The sequence below is a fragment of the uncultured Thalassospira sp. genome (assembly GCF_963976115.1).
Taxonomy (GTDB): domain Bacteria; phylum Pseudomonadota; class Alphaproteobacteria; order Rhodospirillales; family Thalassospiraceae; genus Thalassospira.
Map to the genome: position 1 here is coordinate 26,372 of NZ_CAXBJJ010000011.1, position 21,231 is coordinate 47,602.

The following is a 21,231-nucleotide window of genomic DNA, read 5'->3' on the forward strand; positions in this document are numbered from 1 at the left end:
ACTGGCCCGTATTTGCATGTTTGATGGTTTAAAACTCATACCCTGTCAACGCTGCAAAGCCGGGCGGGTTCCCAACCGGGCGGGGCTGACATAAAACCTAGCTATCCCGACGTTTATCCCCGCTGCGTTTGACCACCGAAATCCCCAAAACGGCCAGGGCCACACCCCAGATCGGGCTGGTATTGACAAGGGCGGCAATAATCGCGGGGGCCTGCTGTGGGGTCATCACAATCGCCGCGGCAATGGCCCCCATCATCAAAACCCAGGTCAGGGCCATGGCATAGCCAAAACTGGGCCGCCAGCGCCGCACAAAGGCATCATCTGATGCCACTTCCGCCCGAATTGTCTGGTTCACCGCACGCACTACCGTGCTGTCATGGGCCAGTTCGGCGCGCACCAGTGCCTCGGTATGGCGGTTGGCTTCGGCTAGTTGATCCGCCCCAACGACGCCTTGCCCGACGGCGGCCTCCACATCGCGCAACCCTTTGGCCGCAGACTTCGCCAGCGGGTTGTCAATCGCATCCAGCCCCGCCCCCACCGCCTTGATCAACAACGGCAACCCGATTTGCGCCAATAATGCCGGTATCATGTTTTAACCTCGCCTGTTGGGTGAAAGGGATATCGCAGGAACGCCAGCGGCCATCGCCGTACGCCTAACCGATATCGCCATAAAAAACGTGATTGCCAATTTCACATACCGGCACATGGCCGCGCGCCCACCACGGGTCACATTGCAACGTGTGATAATGCGTGGCCCCCTGCACCGCATCGGCCAGTTTTCCGCCTATTGCCCGGTTTGCCACCCGGCGACATAACCGGTATGCTTGGTCCCGTTCGCTAACGCGCAACAGTTTTTCCCGGTTGGGGTCGCCCTTGTTCCAGCACGAAAATTGCCCGGCCTTTAAACAGACCTGCACCACATCATTGCCCCACCAATACCCGCCCCGGCATTGTGCCAGGGCCACGCGGTTCATAATCACACAGGCAACGGCTTCAATCCCGGCAAGGTCTTCGCCGCGCGCTTCGCCGTAAAGGGTTCGGGCCAAGATATCAACCGGCGACACATCGGCCAAAGCCGCCAGTTCCGTGTGTGTCTTTTGCGTGTCCTTGATCATTGCCTATCCCCTTTAGAAAAAGCCACCGCCATCGCGGCCAAAATCATATGTCCCGGTTTTCAAGTTTGGCCTCAATGCGCAACAAATGCGCGGTCAGGCGCCGCTCCACATCCTTTAAATACGGGATCGACACATAATTGCGTGCCACATCAAGCTTGAATGCCGCCAGCCCGTCGCGGGTTTCCTGGCAATCGCGCATGTTCTGCGCCATTGTGACATCTACCCTGCGATGCAATTCGGCCCGACTGCGCCAAATCAACCAAAACAACCCCGCCAAAACCGGCAGTTCCACCATTGTCAGCCACCAGCCCAAATCAACCGGTCCTGCTGCCATTGTTTTTCTCCCAAAAAAAAGACCCGCCGAAATTTCCCGGCGGGTCAGTTCAGGAGTTTCTCATCATTAAGAAACGTCCCCCTAATCGTATGGATCATTTGTCAAACACACAGCGCGCTATGCCCGCTAAAACTCTCTTTAGAATAGTAAAATTCGTTAATTTCTATTCTTATAGATATGATATGCGGCATGAACAAAAACAAGCAGCGCTGCAACCATAAGAGGATTTTTTTACCAATCCTCCAACACGCTGCTTCCAAATGATGATTATGGGTCAAACTGTGGTTCGGCGTGTAAAACCGCACTCGATGGTCGCCAATCCCGCCCAAAATCAGGGCGCACCACCCGTGGCAAGCGTACCGGTTCGGCTAAAATACATCCGGCAACCGCATCCAGCCCGTCATCCCGGTTGCCGCCATTTGCCCGCCATTCGCGCATTTCACGAATAAACGGGGTCCGCCAGATGGTGCGGTGCCCATGCAGCAATCCTGCGGCCAGCACCGCGCCAAAGGCATCGGCAATTCGGGCTTCCTTGTTGCGGGTTTCATGAAATTCCACCACCGCCGTCAGGCACCCGGCCTGTTTTAAGCAACGCCGTAAAATATTGGGCAAAAACCGGCCAATGCCATTGGTTTCCACCCGCACCACCGGCAACTGATGGCGCTTTGCAAACGCGGCCACTTGTCGACAAAGCTGGCTGGCTTCGTCCTCGGTATCCAGCCGGGCCGGATCGCTGCGCAAATAGGCCACATCATGCAGCCAGTATTCCCCCTGATCGCACATATAAATCGCGGCAATCACCGCCCCGTCCTGCCCCTTGCCGCCAAATGACGGATCAAAATGGCAACTGGCCGCCACCATGCGGCGGTCGCCAATGCGCAATCGTTGCTCGCCATTGGCCGTTTCAAATTCGGCCACATCGTCATAGGGTTTAATCCGTGCCGGATCCAAATCGCCCAGGTCAGGCGGCACCATTTCCAGCATCATCTGGCTGGCAAATTTCCCCGCCGGAGTTCGGGCGCGAATTTGTTCAATCTTTGCCTGCGAAAAACGATCCGGCCAGGCCGAAACGCCGTTTTCATCGATAATGGGCAAACAAAACCGTGAAAATCCGCTTAAAAACGGCGCATCCTCGCCGGTTTCGGGCCGGGTTTCGTCGGCATAAATCGAATAATAGCTATGCGGCGTGCCAATAAAAACCTGCATCCCGCCGGGGCTTAGCACATAGGAAATCTCGCCCAGTTTTTCACGCAACTCATCGCGTTTATGCGCGGTATCACAGGTTTTTGGCACTTCCACATCGTCACAAATCACTACATCGGCCCGCGACCCGGTAATATTGCCGCCAATCCCCGCCGCCTGCATTGATGGATCGCGCAGTTCGCCGGGCCGGTTAATGGTGAAACGTTCCGCCCCCCAATCGGTCTGTTTGCCCGGCACCGCCGATGCCAGCAACGGATGGCGCTCGACAATGCGCTTTACATTGCGCACCATCTTTTTTGCCAAATCAAGATCGGCGGCCAATACCAGAATGCGCAAATCGGCATTGCAATACAGCAACCAGGCGCAAAACAAGCCCACCATGGTGGACTTGCCGCTGTTGCGAAAAGCCATCAACAACAAATCACGCGGCCCACAATCATTATGATGCTGCAACCACTTTGCCATTTTCTGATGGTGGTCCGGTGTGCCCTGCCCCAGCTTCTGGTTCCATATCCAGACAAATTCGGCAAGGCTGGCCTGGCACTGCTGCATTTGCCCCTCCGTCTCGTAACGCCCCCATAATCGGCCCGCAACAGCAACTAAGCGCCCTGCATCGCCTGGCGCGCCGCCGAAATAAGCTGCGATGCCGTCTCTGGCTGATTTACCCCGTTTTCATCCGCATCCTCACCCGGTTTGCCATTACGATCACCATTTCCGCCTTTGCCAACAGATCGCCCGCCTGCCACGTCTTCCTCGCACATCCAGCGCAAAAGTTTGATCAGGCTTTCCACATGGCCCAGTGCGGCCTTGCAGGCGGCCTGATAGTTGACAAATCCCCTGACATCCATCACCCCGGCTGCCTCGCTGGCCACCCGGTGATAGGCCTTGCGTGCGCGCCGAATGTCGGTCGGCAAACTGCGCAACAATTCCATCCGCAACCGTGTAAGGCGGCTGTGAACATCGGTTTCATCATCGCCATGGCCGCTGTTGTTGGCCCCATTTTGTGTCATGTTTTCCGCCCACTGCCGTCACGCGGCCCCACCTGCACATAATGCCAATAACCGGTCATCACCCAACCGCCCCGGCCAATAGGACAAGGCCCGCACATACCCGTTAAGCTCGCTTGCCGTGCCTGCATAAGACCCAAGGCCCAATGTTTGAAAATTGCGTGGCAAAGCAAAACCGGGGGCCGATTTTAAAACCCCGTTTTGGGTGGCAACGGCAATGTCGTCGTCATCAAATGCCAGTGCCAGCAAATTGCGCTGGCCCGGCACCAACGTGCCATAAAGCGATTGCGTCATCATTTGCTGCCCGTTTTTGCGCAGGCTGATGCGCAACTGATCCTGCGCACTGTCATAGGCGAGATCAAGATGATCATCATTCAAACTGGTTGAATAAAGCTGCATCACCCGCCATATCCCGCGCCAGGCGGATGGCAAGGCCAGGTCAAAAAACAGCGTCCCGGCACCGGGCATAAACCAGCCGTCGGATAAATCCAGTCGCACGTCATCGCCATTGCGCGCCGCGGGGATGCCATTACTGATCATGTCGCTGCTGGCAAGTGCTGCGGCTTCAAGCTGGGCATTCCACACCAGCACCGATGCCGCAGTTCCCGAAATCGCCGTGCTGATTTTTGGATAGCGGCTAACTGCCGATGCCGCCTCGACAAACCCCACGCGCTGCCAGTTTTCCCCCAGCGCAACGCCGTGTTGCGAGGCCCCGTTTATCCCCCCCAGGGTAATCTGCGCCGTGCCGCTTCGCGCACGCATCCACACCGCAAAGGCATGGGTTGCCCCCGCTGCCAAATTATCCACCCGCTGATAAATCCCGCCTGATCCGGCGGCAAAATCAATCCGGGTCGCCGTTGCGCTGCCATCCGGTGCAATCCCGGCTTCAGGCTGCACCGTCACGCCGCTATCTTTTTCCCAAACCGCATTGGTGAAATTGGCCGAATGGCGCAACAAATTGGCCGATGCCTCCTCAATCCGCAGGCCTAATGCCCGCCCGTCACGATCAAATTCAAAAGCGGGCACGTCTGGGGCAATTTCACCGATCACCCCGGTTTCATTCATCACATGCGTGGTGCTGGCCCGTGCCACCTGCAAATAATCCGTTAACGGCAAAAACCGCATCGCCATATCATCTGTCCTGTTTTTAAAATCTGCCCGCCGACATACCGAAACCCCGCCAACGCTGCCGTTGGCGGGGTCTGCCACATCACATATAATAAAAGCCCGCCTGCACTCAGGCGCTTAACCGAACGACATGAAACCAGCTTGCCAAACTGGTAGCGACAATATTGCGTGTGTCGGTTGCCCCGTGGGCCACCCGCACCCGAAAGGCGTTATCGGTGCCAATACCTGCCCGGGCAATGCCACTACATCGCAATACTTTTCGCCCCTCGTCGCCATTGGGCAGGGTATCGACACCCTGCAAATGCATGTTCCAGCCGCCCGCCCCCAGCCGTTCCACAAACACCATGCCCTGCACCGACTGATCGGCCAGTTCCATGCAAATGCCGATGTCAAAATGATAATGCCCTGGCGGCACATCGGCGATGCCATCATACCCGGCACGATAAAGGCCGTGGCTGTCGGTCACGATACTGTCCCATTCAACAATGAACGCGCCATTGGCCGGAATCGCCTGCTTTTGCGTGCGCAACATTTTCACCAGCGGCCCGCCGCTGCGCAAGGTCTGAACCTGCCAGCGGCTGCCATCGCAAAACACCTCCACCGCATCGCCGCGCATCGGCAGGGCAAAAACGGCCCTTTCGGCGGCTCCATCCACCGGGTGCAACACATCATTCCCCACCGTTGCAATATCTGTTGCCGTATCATCGCCGTTAAAAACGCGAAACGTCACCCCGTTGCGGCTGGGCTGGCAGGCCGGCAGCGTAACCCGCCCGCCATTTGAAACCCGCACAACCGCGCCACTTTGCCTTGGATGCAACGTCACATTCCCCGGCGCATCCACCATCGGCATCCGCCGTTCATCCTGATAGGCCAGGGCCTGCCCGCCCCGGCAATCAAGTTGCAAAACCGCCGTGGCCGACTGGTTCACAAACCCCGCAAACGATGTTTGCGCCTGCTCTGCCGCTGCACTGGCAACATTTGCCGCCAAACGGGCCGCTTCGCCCGCCGCCTGTGCCCCGGCAATCGCGGCTCCGTCCGGCCCGTTCACCAACTGGCGCGCTGTTTCATCCCACATAATCGCCCGCCCCGCCTGCGGGTAAGGCAACTGCGCCGATGCCCCGTCCCCTCTGGTATTGATTGCGCCATCTGGCATCCGCAATGTTCCGGCAAAGCCTGCTTCCACATCGCCCAGGGCCGCCAGCACATAGTCAAAATCGGCGTTTAAAACATCGGCGCGCAGGCTGCTGCCGCTGTCATAATGACTTAACCGGCGCAATCCCAACCGCCGCGCAATCAGCACATCGGCCCCCGTTACCGGTGCCGTGGCAAACGTCACCGTGCCGCCGCTGGCCGCAACAATACCATCGCCGGTTTCCCCGCTGCTTTGGCTGGTATTCAGGGCAATACCAACATTTTCGCTAATTTCATCGCCATTCACCGTTACCTTGATGTCCGATCCGGCAAACACCGCAAATTCAAACGGAAATTCCCGGCTTTCCCCGTCGCCTTCATATCGAACTGCCGCCAGGTCGCCATTGGCAAAAATTGCCCCCACGATCTAACCTCCCCAATTATCGCGACGCGCAAACCACGATGTAATTTGCGACAACGTGTTATAGCGCGATGTATCAAGCAAACTTTGCCGCTTGTATTGTGCGCTCTGATCAATATTGCGGCTTTGGCGGGCAAAGGCACCATCGGCACTTTCCTGCACATCCAGCATACTGCGTTGTGCACCGGACAAAACCGCACGGGCTGACCCGGCGGCACCGGCCTGAATGCCCGACGCCCCCTGAGCAGCCCGCAACCTGGCCTGTTGCACGCGCAATTTGCGGGCCCGTTCGGTATCATCGCTGGCTTTTTGCGCAGCCAATGCCTGCTGGTCGTTTTGGCGTTGGGCATCAATCTGGCTGGCGGCTTTTTTTGCCTGATTCTGGCTGGTTACAATTTCGGTGCCAGTCTGTACTGCACTGGTAATAACCGGTGCCCACGATGAAAATCCCCCCATCAGTCATTCACCCCCACTTCGCTGCTAACCCCCAGTAATAAAAAAGGCCGGGGCAAATCCCCCGCAATGCGCCAAAGCCCGTTCTGGCCGCCCCGTTTCCATCCCATCGCGCGGACCGTAACCTCGCCACGAAACAATCTGGCGGACTGGTTCAAAATACGTCCGGTTGCGGTGGTGCGCAAAGGCACACGGCGCATGCCACGGCCCACATCAACGGCCATCCCGGCACTGTCATGCAGGCGAAATGTCGCACAAATCAGCCGCAAGCTTGACCCGCCATAGGGCCGTGACCCATCCCCGCCCACCGGCGGCAATGCTGCAATTTCATGGCTGAACGGCAAGCCTGCCATGACCTGTGTTTCCGCTGTATCAAGGCGCAGGCTGCCGCCTTCAATCAGAACATTGCGGTAAAACTGGCTCCCGGCCCACACCCCGGCCTCCATGCCATCAAGCAGGCCAAACTGCCCCCATTGCGCTGTGGCGTGGTTCGATTGTGCAATAACAGTTAAATCAAACCCGGCTTCCTCATCAAACCAGCCCAGAAAAAACCGGTTCTCGCGCTCAATTGCCACATAAACACGCCCACCGCTAACCGCAACATTGCGAAAGGCACCATCAATGTCTTGTCCGCTCCAGGCGGTGACACCCTCGCTACGATAAAGTGTTAAAGTCGCAATCGTGCCATCGGCCATCACCACATGTAAAAGGCGCAGGTTGGCATCATAGGCCTGATCAACAGGTGTGTTGACCAAATGGCTCGATAACAATGCCAAATCAGCCGCCCCATAGGCCTGTTCCAGATCGGTAAATAAAAACTCCCGTATCTCGGTGCCATTGCGCGCGGCAAACACCGTCGCCCCGTCAATATTCACAGGCGGCACATTGCGGTCCACAGCACTGCCAATTCGGGTTTGCCGGGTGACCTGAATATTTTGCGGGGTTAATGGCGTCCCGCTGACCATCCATTCCGCACCGCTGGTAAAAACCTGCAAATCGCGGCCCGAAAACACTGCCGCAATTGCGCTGACCTGGTCGGCCAGCAAGGCAAATTCAATCGCTTCGTCATCCAGCCCCTCGCCCAGTTCAAAATTAAACAATGCCCCCGAATGCGACATCCACAACCGGTTGGGCAAATCGCGCGATCCGCCAATCACCATCCGATCCTGATGAAAGGTCACACTGCGCGGCCAGCCCCGTACCGCAGAAAAGGCCGGTTCGGCGAAATTTTGCGTTTCATCGGCATTGGGCAGATTGGCACGCAAGACAAGGGTGGCATGTTTGCCATCGGCAACGGCGGTCATTTCCCCCTCAATTCCCTGCACCCGCCATTGCACCCCCACATGGCCTGCCACAAACAGATCTTCGCTGGCTGTCAAGGTTACCGTGCCCGATACCCCCGATGGTTTGACCGACACATAAGGTTCAGCAAATTTGTAATAGGGTTGCTGACGTTTGGTGGTGGTTTCCCCCCATACCAGGTTTGTCACCAGCCAGTTTTCATTTGCCCTGGGCACAATTCGCATCGGCACCACATCGGGATGCACAACAAACAGGGTATCTGCACTTTGTGTCCAGCTGATCTGACTTAAATGTTTGCTTTCAAACGGTGTTGTCAGTTCCTGCACCACCTTGTCGCCAGCATAAACCGTGGCCCGCAAATGCCAGAACACCACTAAAAACGGCTGATCAACGTTAAATTCAAACGGCACCAGCCGCACCGGCCCGCGAACTTCGTCAATCAGCCGCACGCCGGGCCTGCGGCGCACCCCGCCCGAGGGCTGCACAAACACATTGCGCAATTTTGCCGCCCCGTTGCGATAGGCGGCAATATCGCCGCGCCCCCATAATTTCGGTGCCAGTTCCCCGGCACTAAAGGTGGTTTTTTCCAAAATACTGCGCGCCATTATCCCCGTGCCTCCAGCAAGGGAAAATCCTCAATCCGGCGCGGCGTCGATTGCTGGGCATCGGCCAGCCGCGCCTGATGAAACAGGTCGTCGGCCCGCTTTTGCAAATATTCCGCCCGGCTGCCACTTTCGGTCAGCGGCAGGCAAAACTCCGCTGCCAGCCGGGCCATCAGGGCCATGTCAAACCACACCGGTAACGACGCTTCGGGCATCCGCCCCACATACTGCAAAAACACCCGGTCTGCGGCACATACAATCACGCCCTTGCGCAGTTCAAATTCCGGCAAACGGCCCGCATCACTTTGCAACGACACCAGCCGGATAAAATCGCCCGGCAAGGCAAATTGCCGCTCGTCCCGCGCAGGCTGATCATCGTCCTTATCGGGCAAAGCCAACCGCGACAGCCACTTGCCCCGGGCCGCAAACCGCCACGGATACGCCGCCAGCATCCCGTCGCGCAGGGCCGGATACAGCATTGCCGCCACTTCCGCCTCCACGGTTTCCTCGGCAAAGGATGCGATCGGGCTCACCCCGATCATCACCAGTGCGCGCGCACATAACGCCACATCGCTTAACGCCATAACGACCCTCCCTGCCTGCCATCCGCCCATAAAAAAGCCCGGCTCAACCGAACCAGGCTTTTTGCGTCCTACACCGCAATCCATCAATCGGTGTTGGTGGTGCCAATCGCGGTCATATCGCGCACATCAACGCCGTTAACATCGGCCTGTGTCACCAAAAACATCCCGCCCGAAACCCCGCCGTCGCGGTTGGTATTGGCAAACATGATATCCCCGGCGCGCAACATATCGCGGGCCGGTTCAAAATAATTCAATGTGTCCACATCGGTCGCCACATCGGGGGTAATGTAATGCCACAGGGTAAAACCGTTAGCATAAGCCAGAACACTCAGATTCCGGGCCTTGAAACCTTCTGCCATTTTAAAACTCCGTCATTTTCAGGGGAAAATGCCCATCCGGGCCAATAAAAGAGGCGGCAGCAAAAGTGCCGCCCCAAAACAGCTTATTCTTTGACCTGCAAGCAGGTCACCCCGGCCCCATCGACCATAATCGCCCCCTGGCTCATCGAGTTATTGACGAAATGGGCTGCATAGTCGCCATGCCAGGTAATATCAGACTGCACATCAGCCCCCACGGCATGGCCAATGGCGGTGCGGTGATACCAAAAACAACTGCGCACATTATCCTTCACCGGCAGGCCCGAATGGGGCATCCACAATGTTCCCAGCCAGCGTTTGGCCTGGGTGCCCTTCCACGGCAAATCTTCGTCGCCAATATAATCCGACGATGCAAATTCCTTCACCGCCAGCAAATCCGACCATTGTTTCCAGCCAACAATCGCATAACGCTGTCCGTCATCAGGCACATCGCGCGCGCCCATCGCTTCAAAGGCGTGCAAAACCTTGTCCAGGGTCAAACCACCACCGTCATGCTCAATCACATCCACGGTTCCCGCCAGAGCATTAATGATCAATTCGTCGGTTTTGCGCCCCAGCGCATAGGCCCCGGCATTGGCCAGCACCATTTTTTCGTCATGGTTAACCTTCAATTCATCCAGCGCATCCACCCAGTCCCCGGCGTAATAATCGCGCAAATCGCACCGCACCACTTTATGATCCACATTCATCACCGGCACTTTGCCATGGCGCGCCTTGGTGGTGGCAACGCCCTTGCCCACTTTCTGAAAAACGGTACTCGCCCCTTTGATCCCGTTTTTCACCCGCACAGTATTACGCAGTTTGGACCCCATCCGCTGATAGGCCTGATGCACATCGGCTTGAAAATGCTCGACAAAACTTTTATCAATGGAAATACTCATCACTGCCCCTTTTGCCTTGAAAATGCCCCTACGAAGGCCATCGCGGCAAACAAGGCACAACCGCCATATTTACCGCGTTAACTGTCATTTTATGGTCATGCTTTAATGATTGATTTGCTGTTCCGGATTCTGGCTTTAGGGCCAGGTTGAATTGCCAATAAATGGCTGCCGGACGACCCCGATCTATTTAAACGTCACCCCAGTCGGAGCCTTCCAGGTGCGCGCACGTACTTATGCCATTTTAACTGTTATCGCTTTGGGGGCTGCGGGCTATTTTGCCCTGCCCTATTCACCGGTACCCGATTATCTTCACGCCTTTACCGCCCGTGTTTCAGCCCTTACCGGCTTTGGTGCCGACCGCATCCGCAGCCGCGTTTTACCCGATATGGAAAAACGTCTCAGCCAGGCCGACATTGCTGTCGGCGCGCCGGTTTATTTGCGGGTTTTTACTGCCGAACAAAAACTGCAGGTCTGGCTGCGCGGCGATACCCGCTATAACGAAATTCAGGATGCCAGCTTTTGCACCGACACGGATGGCGACGCCAACGCCGCCCCGCAAATGCCCCCGCCCGGCGTTTATCGCATCCGCCGCGACGATCTGTCGCCCAACAGCCCCAGTCATGTCGAACTGGGCCTGAACCCGCTACCCGATGACGATGCCCCAACACCCGATGATGCCGTCGCTGCCATCTCTTACAGCCTGCATGGCAACTGTTCGAACCTCGCGGGGATTTCCCTTAAAAACGACGACATCGAACAAATCTATCTGCTGGTTGATACCGCCTTGCGCGCAGGCCAACAGTTTGTCCCGGTCCATGTTTTTGAAACCGCCAAAAACATGGATGACAGTCAGGCCTTAACCAACGACGCCATTGGCAATACCCCGGCCCCTGGCCTGTATGATGTTTACGCTGCTTTCGAACGCACCCACATCCCGCCAGATGTCAGCAAAAGCAACGGCCGCTATCACGTCGCCCCTGCCAATTAAAGGAAAAGTGCTTTAACCGGGGGCCTTATTCCCCCAGGTGCAGCCGGTCAAAGGCCGCCTGCACCCGGGCCACAATCGCCGGGTTGCGATCCCGCCAGTATCGCGGGTCATTCATCAATTTTTGAATATCATTTTGCGGATCGACCCCGGTTTGTCCGGCATGGTTCCCGGCCAGTCCCGGCTCGCCGCCCCCCTGCATAAGGCGGTATAATGCGCGCACCCCTTCGGGCGTCTGCGCCATGGCGTCATAGGCATCAGGCAAATGCTTTTGCCCCCAACTGGCAAGGCGCGGGGCCAGTTTTGCCCATTGTTCTGCCCCGCCAAATTCGGCCGCCAGTTGCCCCTGCATTTCCGCCATCCGCGCAGCTGTTTGCACCTGTGCCACCATTGGCGTTAAAATCTCGGTCGCCAAATCATATACCAGTTGCGCTTGCGACCCGGTAAAACCGGCCTCATGCAAGCGGGCATTCAAGGCTTCATCCACCCCGCCCAAATCTTCAACACCGCGAATGTCATAGCCCGCCGGGCTGTCAGGCACGCCAAGGGCCGCATAAAATGCCTGGCGTTCGGCATCAGGACTGTCCGGCCCCGGTATCTGAAAAGCCGGCGCAGGGGCGTTTTGGGGTTCGGCCGTGGTTGGTGCAAAATCCACCGCTCCACCAACCGCGCCCAAATCATCGCCGCCCGCCCCATGTTGCAACGGCGCACCAGCGGCCGCATTCAAAATATTCCCCGCCTGTGGCGTTACCATTGTCGCGACCTCGCCCGCGACAACAGGCGCCCGCGCACCGTTTCCACCCCCGGCGTCACGTCCCTGCCCAACCACAACATCATGCGTATTTTCCGCCATCGAACTCCTCCAAATCCATCACGCTGGTATCAAACGTCAAACACCCCGTGCCCGGCGCAACATATGCAGCACCAGGGCGCGCTGTCCTTCAAGCATCCATATCGCCTGTGGGCTTGCCCCCGGGCCAAGGGCACGTTCCAGCGTCATGGCGCGTAAATCGGCACATACAACAGCACCATCATGGCCTGCGGCATCGCCCAAAATCCGTTGCCACGCACGGTCACGTTCTTGCCGCGACACACCACCAAAAACCCCCTTGGCAGCGGCATTTTCCGTCCCTTTCGAAACCTGCGGCAAATCCACATCCGCCTGCCCCTCATCAAACCAGCCCCACCCGCGACCATCACAGGTTTGATTTTGCGCGATATGGTCCGTATCGCCCGTTTCATCAGGCATCGCCGCCCCGCTCATTGCCACCGCCTGCGTGCCTGTTACAGCATCCGCATCCGCCCGTTTCATGCGCCGCCAAATCCTCATCATCCAGCCTCCCCGGCATAGACATTCGTGTTGGTGTTGATGTTGGTGTTGGTGTTGGCCGCCGCGCCCTCTGGGGCCTGCACCATTGCGCCAACAATTCCGGCAATCCCGGCCAGGTCTTCCGGGGTTATTTGCGGTTGCAACAAATCCGGTGGCACGCCAAATTGCTCCGCCAGCCAGCGCACGGTTTTGTCCATATCAATGGTCGCCATCGCATCAGGCCCCAACGATGCCAGTCGCCCCAGCCAATCTAACGTCTGCCCCGCCTCCGCCTTGCGGCCAAGTTGTGCCATTGGCGCTGTATGGCGCAAACACACCACCGTGCCATCAATCGGAATATCAGGCAGATCGCCACTGCGGGCGAGTACATGTAACGCCCGGCGCATCAACGGAAAAATCAGTTCTGCCTGCAACCGGCTATAGGTTGCGGCCAACAGGCGCGAATTTTCCGCAGCCCGCTCCAAAACCTCGGTTGCGCTCATGCGCGGGGCGTCCACCTGCCCCAGCCGGTCGGCCAGCAAACAGCGGCGAATGCGTTCGCGCAGATCGGCCAAAACAACGTCAGAAACATCAAACCGCCCCGGCGCATCTAATGGTGTTAACCCCGCCGATCCCACCGCCTTGGGAATAATGCTGCCTGGCACCAGGCGCACCGTTGCCGGGTTTAAAATGCCATCATCATCGGCCTGCCAAATGCCGGTCACGGCAATGGATGCATTCTTTAAAACCAGTTCCACCACCTTGTTGGCGGTTTTAATATCGGGTAACGCCTTCATCACCGGCGATCTGCCATAAATTTCGCCCGGCGCCTTTAACCAGCGAAAGGCAATATAGGGCGAAACCGCAAACCGCCCCGTGGCAATCACACCGTCCTGCGCGGTAGTATCCACCGGGTCGCTGGCAAAAAACACCACATAATCATAGCCACCTGCGCCGGACCGATCCGGCAAAACGGCCTCGATCACGGCAAATTTTTCCATCTCGGCATCAGGGCCGCTTGTCATGCGGTCAGGTATTTTTGCATCGGGCCATTTTTCGCAAATATCGGCACTGCCCAGGTTTAACTGGCGAAAAACCGCATCAAGAGTGCCATCCACCCGTTCCTCAAATGCCAGTTGGCGCACCGGCACGGCACAAAACCGAAACCGCGATGGTGCCCCCGGCCCCTCTTCCTCCAGCCGCAAGCACGCCGTTCCCACCGTCACCAAATCCAGATACGCCTGGTGAATTTCAACCGCAAAATTGGACCGTTCAAAATGCCCCTGCACGATCCGCCCCGCACGGGCCAGTTTCTCGGCCAACTCGGCTTTGTCGGCGGCGGCGACATCCTCGCCCGGCACCATCTGAAACCAGCCGCCCGACGGCGGCGTTATTTCGCCTAACAAACTGGCGGCCAGTTGCTCCACCGCATCGGGGGCAGTGGCATCAAACACGCGGTCAAACTGCTTTTTGCCCACATTGCCACCGCCCCCGCCAAAGCCGCCTGGCCCGCCAGCACCCGCATCACTCTCCTGACGCTGCGGCAGAGCAAATTCATAACATTCCTGCCAATGGCGTTGCCAATGCCCCCGGCGTTGCAGGGCCACCCGAAACCGCCTGCGCAACATCCCGGTATCTATTTCCGCCTGCTTCATCTGTTCGCCCCTGCTGCCAAAAACCACTCGCATTCCCCGTCCGCCGCTCCCCGTCACATCAGGCCCCATCCCCGGTTAATCCCCGGCCAATCCCAACGCGACGCAAAGCCCCACAGCAAAAAACCCGCCACCGTTTCCGGTAGCGGGCGCAACTCTGGTGTTGATTTAGGTATCATAGCCTATTAAAAAGAACAAATCAAGAACTTTTTTGACAAATTTTCGATCTGTTCACAAGGTAACGATACAACCCCGCCGGGGTCATCACATACCATGCCGAAATACCCAGCAATCTTTTCACCACCTCAACACAGCTAAACATCCCCAACCGCACCTTTTTCGCCGCATCATCGGGCAATGTCACCCAAACGCAACAATGCCCCTGCCCGCGATAATAGGCTGCCGGGTCAAACAAGGCTGAAAACTGCCAAAGTTCGCATTGCAACTGGTGGCTTGCCGGGTTTAAATAAATCCACTGTCCGCTCTCCCCGGTCGTAATCACCGCAAAACAATGGCGAAACCCGGCAGGCAACCAGCGCAAAAACCATTTATCCGGGGCATCGGCAAACACGATCAAGGCCCGGTTTTCCGGGTTCTTTGCGCGGGCCAGCCCCATCATTGGCACCTGGCGTCGTCCCACACGATTGCGTGCCATTGCGCAGTTGCCCTCGCCCGGCGGGTGCAAATCATCCTGCCCCCCTCGGTTCACAGCCGATGCCCGCACCACCACCAAATCCCCGTCTTCTTTTGCCGTCAGGTCATTCGCACCATGCGACCCGAAACACACCGGCAATGCTTCCTGCCGCGATACCCGACCTAAAAATGACATGGCATAAAATCCCCCTGCATTTCCTGGTCCGTGTCGTTTTCCGCATCTTCTGCCAACACGGCCCCATCGGGGTCCACAATATTGCGACGAATCAACACATTGCCCAATGCCGCCAGCGCCTCGTCCCACAAAACGGCTTTGCGCTGTTCCTCGATCACCCGAGGGTCCGGCACCCGTTCCACGGTCCCGTAATATTCCAGAACCTGCAAATGGGCCTGCCCAATCTCGCCACCGCGCCATAACCGCATCACGGCATTATAAATATCGTCCGGGTCGCACGGCCGGGTCACGTCCCCGGCATCGGCGACAACCCGTGCCCCTTCGATCCGTGCAGCCTGACAGCGCACAAACCAGAACCATGCCTGCCCGGCACTGGCAAACAGGGTCACCTCCCCGTCACGCAAGGGTTTGGGAAACAATCGTTGCTGCGTCATTTCGCCCTCCTGATAAAAGTTTTACTGCTTTGTGGTCGCCTCACACCACACCCTGCCAGCGCGGCGTCCCATCAATTCCCTGTATTCTCAGGTTGCCATTCCTTGCTCATCACACCCGCTGTTGACCAAAACGGCACCGAGCAAAACCAATGCAATCTGGCCCGGCGCGGCGCAGACAAAAAAGTGGCGTCACCGCACCCCGGGGTGCCGCGTCATTGATAAGCCGACCATGAACACTTATTGAAAGGAACGATCCATCCCGTGGCAGGCGGGCGGCAATCTTGCCCGCCACCGCTTACTCCAGGATGTAATTCTCCCGCTGACACTCAGCTTTTAGACCCTTTTTGTTCTTATTGTAAAGGATTATTTTCCTATTTTGTTCCCCTATACCTAAAAGGAATAAATTCCCTGTCCCGCGACAAGCCAACCCTGATAGAATACCCCCATGATCAGACATGACCTCATCTGGGCCGCCCTCGACAAAATTGCCGAGGATAAAGGCCTCTCGCCCTCCGGCCTTGCCCGGCTGGCCCAGCTTGACCCGACCACGTTTAACAGATCGAAACGCAATACAAATGCGGGCAAACCGCGCTGGCCCTCGACCGAAAGCATCGCCAAGGTGCTCTCGGCGGCCAATGTCACATTTCGGGAATTTTCTGAACTGATGGATGGCAATGGTGCAGGCCGCGTGCCGGTCATCGGCTTTGCCCAGGCGGGCAGTCGCGGCTTTTTTGATGATGCGGGCTACCCCGTTGGCGGTGCCTGGGAAGACATCACCTTCCCCGCCCTGCACGACCCAACCGCCTATGGCCTGCGTATCGCGGGCGATTCGATGTCACCGGTTTTCCGCGATGGCGACCTTATCATCGTCTCCCCGGCCTCAAACATCCGCCCGCGCGACCGCGTCGTGGTAAAAACCCGCGAAGGCGAGGTCATGGCCAAAGAACTGGTCCGCCGGGGTGCAATGGGGATCGACCTTAAATCCCTCAACCCCGCCTATGAAGACCGTTACATAGCCGCCCAGGACCTCGACTGGATCGCCCGCATCCTGTGGTGCAGCCAGTAACCCAAATTTTCAACCATCCAAAATCGAACCTGCTACAATGTCTTTATCGTTTGCGGTAAGGACAGTACCGTTGTAGCTACCATCCAAAATCGAACCTGCTACAATCGTTCGCTTTGGCGTATTCTTCGGGGCTGAGTTGTAGCTACCATCCAAAATCGAACCTGCTACAATGGCGTCGGTTTAGTGCCGGTAGCTATTGTTGTTGTAGCTACCATCCAAAATCGAACCTGCTACAATCGGCTGGATGTTGAGGAAGAATATGTCTCGGTTGTAGCTACCATCCAAAATCGAACCTGCTACAATAGTGGTCGATGCCGGGGTGAGCGTTGCTTACGTTGTAGCTACCATCCAAAATCGAACCTGCTACAATACGAGCTTGAGCAGATAGTCCATTACCGCCGTTGTAGCTACCATCCAAAATCGAACCTGCTACAATATTAATGCGCCGGTTTATGCACCGCTCAAGTTGTAGCTACCATCCAAAATCGAACCTGCTACAATAGCGATAGGCGGTTGGGGAACCGCCTATCGTTGTAGCTACCATCCAAAATCGAACCTGCTACAATAAGGTCTTTACGTACGATCCGATGCAATGCGTTGTAGCTACCATCCAAAATCGAACCTGCTACAATAGCCAAATTTTGACCCAAGGATTACTGCGGTTGTAGCTACCATCCAAAATCGAACCTGCTACAATAGGAACACCGAATCCCGCAGCATATTCAGTATGTTGCGGGATTTTTTTGAGTCAAAGACCGGCATTTCCATGCCATTTCCACCGGGAATTTTGCAAAAATGATGCATTTTTGACAGGCGAAAGCGGGCAATTTTCGTGCTGCTTTCGCCGGTCACCTCCGGCAAACAGCCGTTATTTAACCCCGGTCATTTCCGATAGCACCGCCGCCACATTCGGGCCTGCCACCAAAATCGGCGCCCCCTTTTCCAGTACATCCGGGGCCTGCAAAAATCCGTTGCACCAGCCCCCGGCCTCGCGCATCAAAACAATGCCCGCCATGCAATCCCATGGATTGATGTGGGGTTCAAAATAGCCAATCAGTCGCCCCGATGCCGCATAAGCCATCATAAGTGCGCAGGACCCGTTGCGAATAAACATCCCTTCGCGATCTAAAAGGTCGGTTATGAACGGCACCAATGCCCCACTTCCCACCCGGTGCGACATGCCAACGCCCATCACACCGGCATTCACATTATCAACCTGACTGGCTTTCATCGGTGTGCCATTCACCGTTGCCCCCTGCCCCAGGCAGGCGGCAAACAATTCATCCCCGTTGGGTTCGTAAATCAGGCCAATCACCGCCTCGTCGCCCACCATCAGCGCCACTGAAATCACCCAGGTCGGCATTTTATTGACAAAGCACGCCGTGCCATCAATCGGGTCAATCACCCACAGGCACTCATTTGTGCCGCGATCAATGCCCATTTCCTCGCCTAAAAATCCGTCATCGGGGAACTTTTCGGCAATGTGGCGACGAATAACCGCTTCAACATCCTTATCGGCAATGCTGACAACATCTAGCGGGTTGTCCTTGCATTCCACCACCAGTTCATCAACCCGGCGGTAATAATCCATTGCCACCCGTCCGGCTTCTTTCACCACGCTCACGGCATGTTCAAACCGTGCGGCAATATCCACGCCGTCGGCGGCCTTGTTCAACGCTTCGCTCACGTTTATTTTCCTTTTTCTGATTGCGGATCATTGACCCGACACAAGCGCAAGACCCCGCGCCGAAAATCCAATGCCAACGGCACTGCCTGCCGTGATCGACGTATCAATCCGCCCGTCAATCACAAACAATTCGCCCACATCGCACTGCATGGTGTAGTGCATGGCGCTACCAAGATATGTCGCGTGCGTCACGTTACCCTTTAACGACATTTGCAACCCCGCCGCCCCATCGCTCAGGCGCACGGCATCTGGGCGCACCGCCACGTCAACGTCGCCTCGGCCTGTTCCCCGTTTATGGCCCGCGCCGCACCTTGCACCAAATTGGCATCACCGATAAAATCGGCAATAAAGGCCGATGCCGGTTGTTCATAAAACTGGCGCGGGGCGGCAATCACCGCCCGGTTTATCAGCACCACCAGCACATTACATCGAATAAAATTCTGGCCAATTTTCGGCGACAGGCTGCCCGATGTCACCACAACACCCGCCACCTGATACTGCACTAAATTCAGCATCGACCGCGACATATGCGCAGGATCAGAGACATCAATCACCAGCAGGCGATAGCCGATTTTCTGAATGGCGCTGATCAAATGGTGTAAAAACTGTACCCGAAACGGATCTTCCAGCCCAAATGTGACCAGCCCGATCAAATCAGCTTTTGCGCCGGTTCATCGATCACGCAATCTGGTTGATCTGATAGCCCCGCCGGTCGGCTGTTTGCAAAACACGCTAGCGGGTTTCCTCCGATATCCGCCCATCGCCGGATGAGCACCGCGACACCGTGGCGCGCGCCACCCCGCACGAAATCAATTTGTATGACTTTATACTGCCTTGCACAAGCGCACATGTGGGCTCTCCCAGTCGATAAAACAGCACCATCCGCCCTCTTTTGCGCACGGTTTTCTTTGACCATCGCGGGTTAAAAAACCTATGCTGATTATCTTATATTCCGTATTCCACCAGCCCCACTGGCGTGCAGCACTGGCTGCCCCCAATAAAATAAATCAGGAGAAACAAGATGGGTCACGCCACCCCTTCCAAAACCTGGACCTGGCATCAGGGCACATGGCACGAAGGCAACCCGGCCATTATCGGCCCGGCCACCCATGGCATGTGGATGTCCTCGACCGTGTTTGACGGCGCACGCCGCATTAATGGCAAAACCCCCGACCTCAAACCCCACTGTGCCCGCGTTATTCGCTCGGCCCAATTCATGGGGCTGGAGCCGACGATTACCGTCGGTGAAATTCTCGAACGCGTCGCCGAAGGGCTGACCAAATTTGATCCCGATGTCGCCCTGTACATCAAACCGATCATTTACGGCGGAACCGGCTTTCTCGCCCCCGATGCCGACAGTGCGCAGTTTGTGCTCTGCATTAACGAAAGTGCCCTGCCCGACGCCATCACAACCGGTTTCACCGCCCAAAAATCCAGCTTCCGCCGCCCATCGCCCGAAAGTGCACCGACCGAAGCCAAAGCCTCCTGCCTTTATCCCAATGTCGGCCGCGCAGTAAGCGAAGCCAAAGGCAATGGCTTTGACACCGGTGTCATGCTTGACCCGATTGGCCACGTTGCCGAATTTTCCTATGCCAACCTGTTCTTCGCCAAGGACGGCACCGTTTACACCCCGGCAATCAACGGCACCTTCCTTAATGGCCTCACCCGCCAGCGCGTGATCCAGCTTCTGCGCGATGACGGCGTAAATGTGGTTGAAAAGGCCGTCAAATACAGCGAATTGCAAGAAGCCGACGAAATTTTCGGCACCGGCAATTTCTACAAGGTTGCCCCCTGTGTAAAACTTGACGACCGGCCCCTGCAACCCGGCCCCATCACCAAACACGCCCAACAACTTTATTGGGCTTTCACCGAGGCAAGTTAACCCGCTTACGTTTCAAACATCTTTGCACTGGCAAACATTGTCTTGCCACACCGATGGTACATTACAAAAAACGGGCCATCCCTTTCAGGCCCGTTTTTTACTGCTTTCCTCAAACGGCCTTTAAGATGCGATCAGTTTCCGTTTTGCACCGGTATTACGGGTGCACTTTGCCCGGCACGATAGGGATAGCTGGCAAAAATCGCACCAATCGCTTCGGCAATGGCGTCATCGGGATAAAAATCACCGTCTGATCCCATCCAGTTGCCGGTTTTACCTTCCCAAACGGTTTTGTTGGTTTCCCGATCAATCAGGTCAACAACCACCTCGCCGCGCACATAGGTATCCACTCGCCCGGTATCGCCAAATAACGGCACACCCACACCGATGCCCCCGCGCCCCGATGATCCGTAATAACCGCCATAAGACGGCCCACTGCGCACAACCTGCTGCTCGCGCGTGTTGACATGATAATCGACCAGCAAATCAGGACGATGAATATCAAGCCTATAGCCATATCCCTGCATCCGCGCGGCAATGCGGTCTTCCATGCGTTGGCCGGTCAGGGTGGTATATTTGGCATCCCGGTCCTTGCCTGCTGCCTCGACAAACGCATAGCTGTGATAACGACCAAAATCCGTTACCGGGTCCTGATCGGTATAAACGCGCGGGCCGCCGGCACAGCCGGAAACCAGCAACCCGGCCAACAGGATCAACCATTTGTAACGCTTCACTGCCATGTCTCGAATTCTCCAAATGAATGCCGCTTTGCCCTGTCAGCCATCAACACAGCATACGGTTGCTTTCTGACATCATCATGAAACTGCGGCATTTTTTTGCCCGTAAAATTTC

At 56.7% G+C, this 21,231-nt stretch carries 24 protein-coding genes and 1 CRISPR repeat array; of the genes, 3 read left to right on the forward strand and 21 right to left on the reverse strand.

Features of this window, described 5'->3' with window-relative positions; genetic code table 11:
- Positions 1-97: 97 nt before the first annotated feature.
- The 12 genes from AAC086_RS15345 to AAC086_RS15400 form a co-directional block, all read right to left on the reverse strand.
- The gene (locus tag AAC086_RS15345) at positions 98-589 is read right to left on the reverse strand and encodes a 3TM-type holin (RefSeq protein ID WP_339779897.1); all 492 of its coding nucleotides are present in this window, start codon (positions 587-589) and stop codon (positions 98-100) included.
- 64 nt (positions 590-653) lie between these two features.
- Positions 654-1,115, reverse strand: coding sequence for a cell wall hydrolase (locus tag AAC086_RS15350; protein WP_339779899.1), 462 nt, complete (start codon positions 1,113-1,115; stop codon positions 654-656).
- Between the two features lie 43 nt (positions 1,116-1,158).
- The gene (locus AAC086_RS15355; RefSeq protein WP_339779900.1) at positions 1,159-1,449 is read right to left on the reverse strand and encodes a hypothetical protein; all 291 of its coding nucleotides are present in this window, start codon (positions 1,447-1,449) and stop codon (positions 1,159-1,161) included.
- Positions 1,450-1,716: 267 nt separating this feature from the next.
- Positions 1,717-3,204 (reverse strand): phage terminase large subunit, encoded by a 1,488-nt coding sequence (terL, locus tag AAC086_RS15360; protein WP_339779902.1) that lies wholly within the window; start codon positions 3,202-3,204, stop codon positions 1,717-1,719.
- Between the two features lie 47 nt (positions 3,205-3,251).
- A complete protein-coding gene (locus AAC086_RS15365) occupies positions 3,252-3,662 on the reverse strand; it encodes a hypothetical protein (RefSeq protein ID WP_339779904.1) in 411 nt (136 codons plus the stop codon).
- Between the two features lie 18 nt (positions 3,663-3,680).
- Positions 3,681-4,790 carry a hypothetical protein gene (locus AAC086_RS15370; RefSeq protein ID WP_339779905.1) on the reverse strand — a complete coding sequence of 370 codons (1,110 nt, stop codon included), beginning with the start codon at positions 4,788-4,790 and terminating at the stop codon, positions 3,681-3,683.
- A gap of 106 nt (positions 4,791-4,896) precedes the next feature.
- Positions 4,897-6,342, reverse strand: coding sequence for a hypothetical protein (locus tag AAC086_RS15375; protein WP_339779907.1), 1,446 nt, complete (start codon positions 6,340-6,342; stop codon positions 4,897-4,899).
- 3 nt (positions 6,343-6,345) lie between these two features.
- Complete coding sequence (locus AAC086_RS15380; RefSeq protein WP_339779908.1) at positions 6,346-6,795, reverse strand: hypothetical protein; 450 nt, start codon at positions 6,793-6,795, stop codon at positions 6,346-6,348.
- The gene (locus AAC086_RS15385; protein ID WP_339779910.1) at positions 6,795-8,699 is read right to left on the reverse strand and encodes a hypothetical protein; all 1,905 of its coding nucleotides are present in this window, start codon (positions 8,697-8,699) and stop codon (positions 6,795-6,797) included. Before AAC086_RS15385 ends, AAC086_RS15380 begins: the two co-directional genes overlap by 1 nt.
- A complete protein-coding gene (locus tag AAC086_RS15390) occupies positions 8,699-9,280 on the reverse strand; it encodes a hypothetical protein (protein WP_339779911.1) in 582 nt (193 codons plus the stop codon). The genes AAC086_RS15385 and AAC086_RS15390 overlap by 1 nt, the downstream gene beginning before the upstream one ends.
- Before the next feature lie 83 nt (positions 9,281-9,363).
- Positions 9,364-9,639 carry a hypothetical protein gene (locus AAC086_RS15395; protein ID WP_085581034.1) on the reverse strand — a complete coding sequence of 92 codons (276 nt, stop codon included), beginning with the start codon at positions 9,637-9,639 and terminating at the stop codon, positions 9,364-9,366.
- A gap of 83 nt (positions 9,640-9,722) precedes the next feature.
- Positions 9,723-10,538 carry a phage capsid protein gene (locus AAC086_RS15400; RefSeq protein ID WP_339779912.1) on the reverse strand — a complete coding sequence of 272 codons (816 nt, stop codon included), beginning with the start codon at positions 10,536-10,538 and terminating at the stop codon, positions 9,723-9,725.
- Between the two features lie 217 nt (positions 10,539-10,755).
- Here AAC086_RS15400 and AAC086_RS15405 point away from each other — a divergent pair, with 217 nt between their 5' ends.
- Positions 10,756-11,526, forward strand: coding sequence for a hypothetical protein (locus AAC086_RS15405; protein WP_339779914.1), 771 nt, complete (start codon positions 10,756-10,758; stop codon positions 11,524-11,526).
- Positions 11,527-11,551: 25 nt separating this feature from the next.
- Here AAC086_RS15405 and AAC086_RS15410 read toward each other — a convergent pair whose 3' ends face one another.
- From AAC086_RS15410 to AAC086_RS15430, 5 genes are all read right to left on the reverse strand, one after another.
- Positions 11,552-12,376 carry a hypothetical protein gene (locus AAC086_RS15410; RefSeq protein ID WP_339779916.1) on the reverse strand — a complete coding sequence of 275 codons (825 nt, stop codon included), beginning with the start codon at positions 12,374-12,376 and terminating at the stop codon, positions 11,552-11,554.
- 36 nt (positions 12,377-12,412) lie between these two features.
- Positions 12,413-12,856 carry a hypothetical protein gene (locus tag AAC086_RS15415; protein ID WP_339779918.1) on the reverse strand — a complete coding sequence of 148 codons (444 nt, stop codon included), beginning with the start codon at positions 12,854-12,856 and terminating at the stop codon, positions 12,413-12,415.
- On the reverse strand, positions 12,853-14,487 hold the full coding sequence (locus tag AAC086_RS15420; protein ID WP_339779920.1) for a portal protein: 1,635 nt from the start codon (positions 14,485-14,487) through the stop codon (positions 12,853-12,855). The genes AAC086_RS15415 and AAC086_RS15420 overlap by 4 nt, the downstream gene beginning before the upstream one ends.
- Positions 14,488-14,683: 196 nt before the next feature.
- Positions 14,684-15,313 carry a hypothetical protein gene (locus AAC086_RS15425; RefSeq protein ID WP_339779922.1) on the reverse strand — a complete coding sequence of 210 codons (630 nt, stop codon included), beginning with the start codon at positions 15,311-15,313 and terminating at the stop codon, positions 14,684-14,686.
- Complete coding sequence (locus AAC086_RS15430) at positions 15,301-15,747, reverse strand: hypothetical protein (RefSeq protein ID WP_339779923.1); 447 nt, start codon at positions 15,745-15,747, stop codon at positions 15,301-15,303. Before AAC086_RS15430 ends, AAC086_RS15425 begins: the two co-directional genes overlap by 13 nt.
- Positions 15,748-16,192: 445 nt before the next feature.
- Here AAC086_RS15430 and AAC086_RS15435 point away from each other — a divergent pair, with 445 nt between their 5' ends.
- Positions 16,193-16,813, forward strand: coding sequence for a helix-turn-helix transcriptional regulator (locus AAC086_RS15435; RefSeq protein WP_339779925.1), 621 nt, complete (start codon positions 16,193-16,195; stop codon positions 16,811-16,813).
- A gap of 3 nt (positions 16,814-16,816) precedes the next feature.
- A CRISPR array of direct repeats spans positions 16,817-17,511; the repeat unit is 36 nt; unit sequence GTTGTAGCTACCATCCAAAATCGAACCTGCTACAAT.
- A gap of 170 nt (positions 17,512-17,681) precedes the next feature.
- Here AAC086_RS15435 and AAC086_RS15440 read toward each other — a convergent pair.
- Genes AAC086_RS15440 through AAC086_RS15450 form a run of 3 tightly spaced genes read right to left on the reverse strand, consistent with a single transcriptional unit; the run spans position 17,682 to position 19,153 of the window.
- The gene (locus AAC086_RS15440) at positions 17,682-18,500 is read right to left on the reverse strand and encodes an inositol monophosphatase (RefSeq protein WP_339779927.1); all 819 of its coding nucleotides are present in this window, start codon (positions 18,498-18,500) and stop codon (positions 17,682-17,684) included.
- A 27-nt stretch (positions 18,501-18,527) separates the two neighbouring features.
- Positions 18,528-18,764, reverse strand: coding sequence for a TOBE domain-containing protein (locus AAC086_RS15445; RefSeq protein ID WP_339779929.1), 237 nt, complete (start codon positions 18,762-18,764; stop codon positions 18,528-18,530).
- Positions 18,734-19,153, reverse strand: a complete 420-nt coding sequence (locus tag AAC086_RS15450) for a hypothetical protein (protein ID WP_339779931.1) — start codon at positions 19,151-19,153, stop codon at positions 18,734-18,736. The genes AAC086_RS15445 and AAC086_RS15450 overlap by 31 nt, the downstream gene beginning before the upstream one ends.
- A 368-nt stretch (positions 19,154-19,521) precedes the next feature.
- Between AAC086_RS15450 and AAC086_RS15455 the strand changes: the two genes are divergently transcribed.
- Complete coding sequence (locus tag AAC086_RS15455; protein ID WP_339779933.1) at positions 19,522-20,382, forward strand: branched-chain amino acid aminotransferase; 861 nt, start codon at positions 19,522-19,524, stop codon at positions 20,380-20,382.
- A 131-nt stretch (positions 20,383-20,513) separates the two neighbouring features.
- Here the strand turns inward: AAC086_RS15455 and AAC086_RS15460 are convergent, their stop codons facing one another.
- Entirely contained in the window at positions 20,514-21,119 is a 606-nt protein-coding gene (locus AAC086_RS15460) for a DUF4136 domain-containing protein (protein WP_339779935.1), read from the reverse strand.
- Positions 21,120-21,231: the final 112 nt, after the last annotated feature.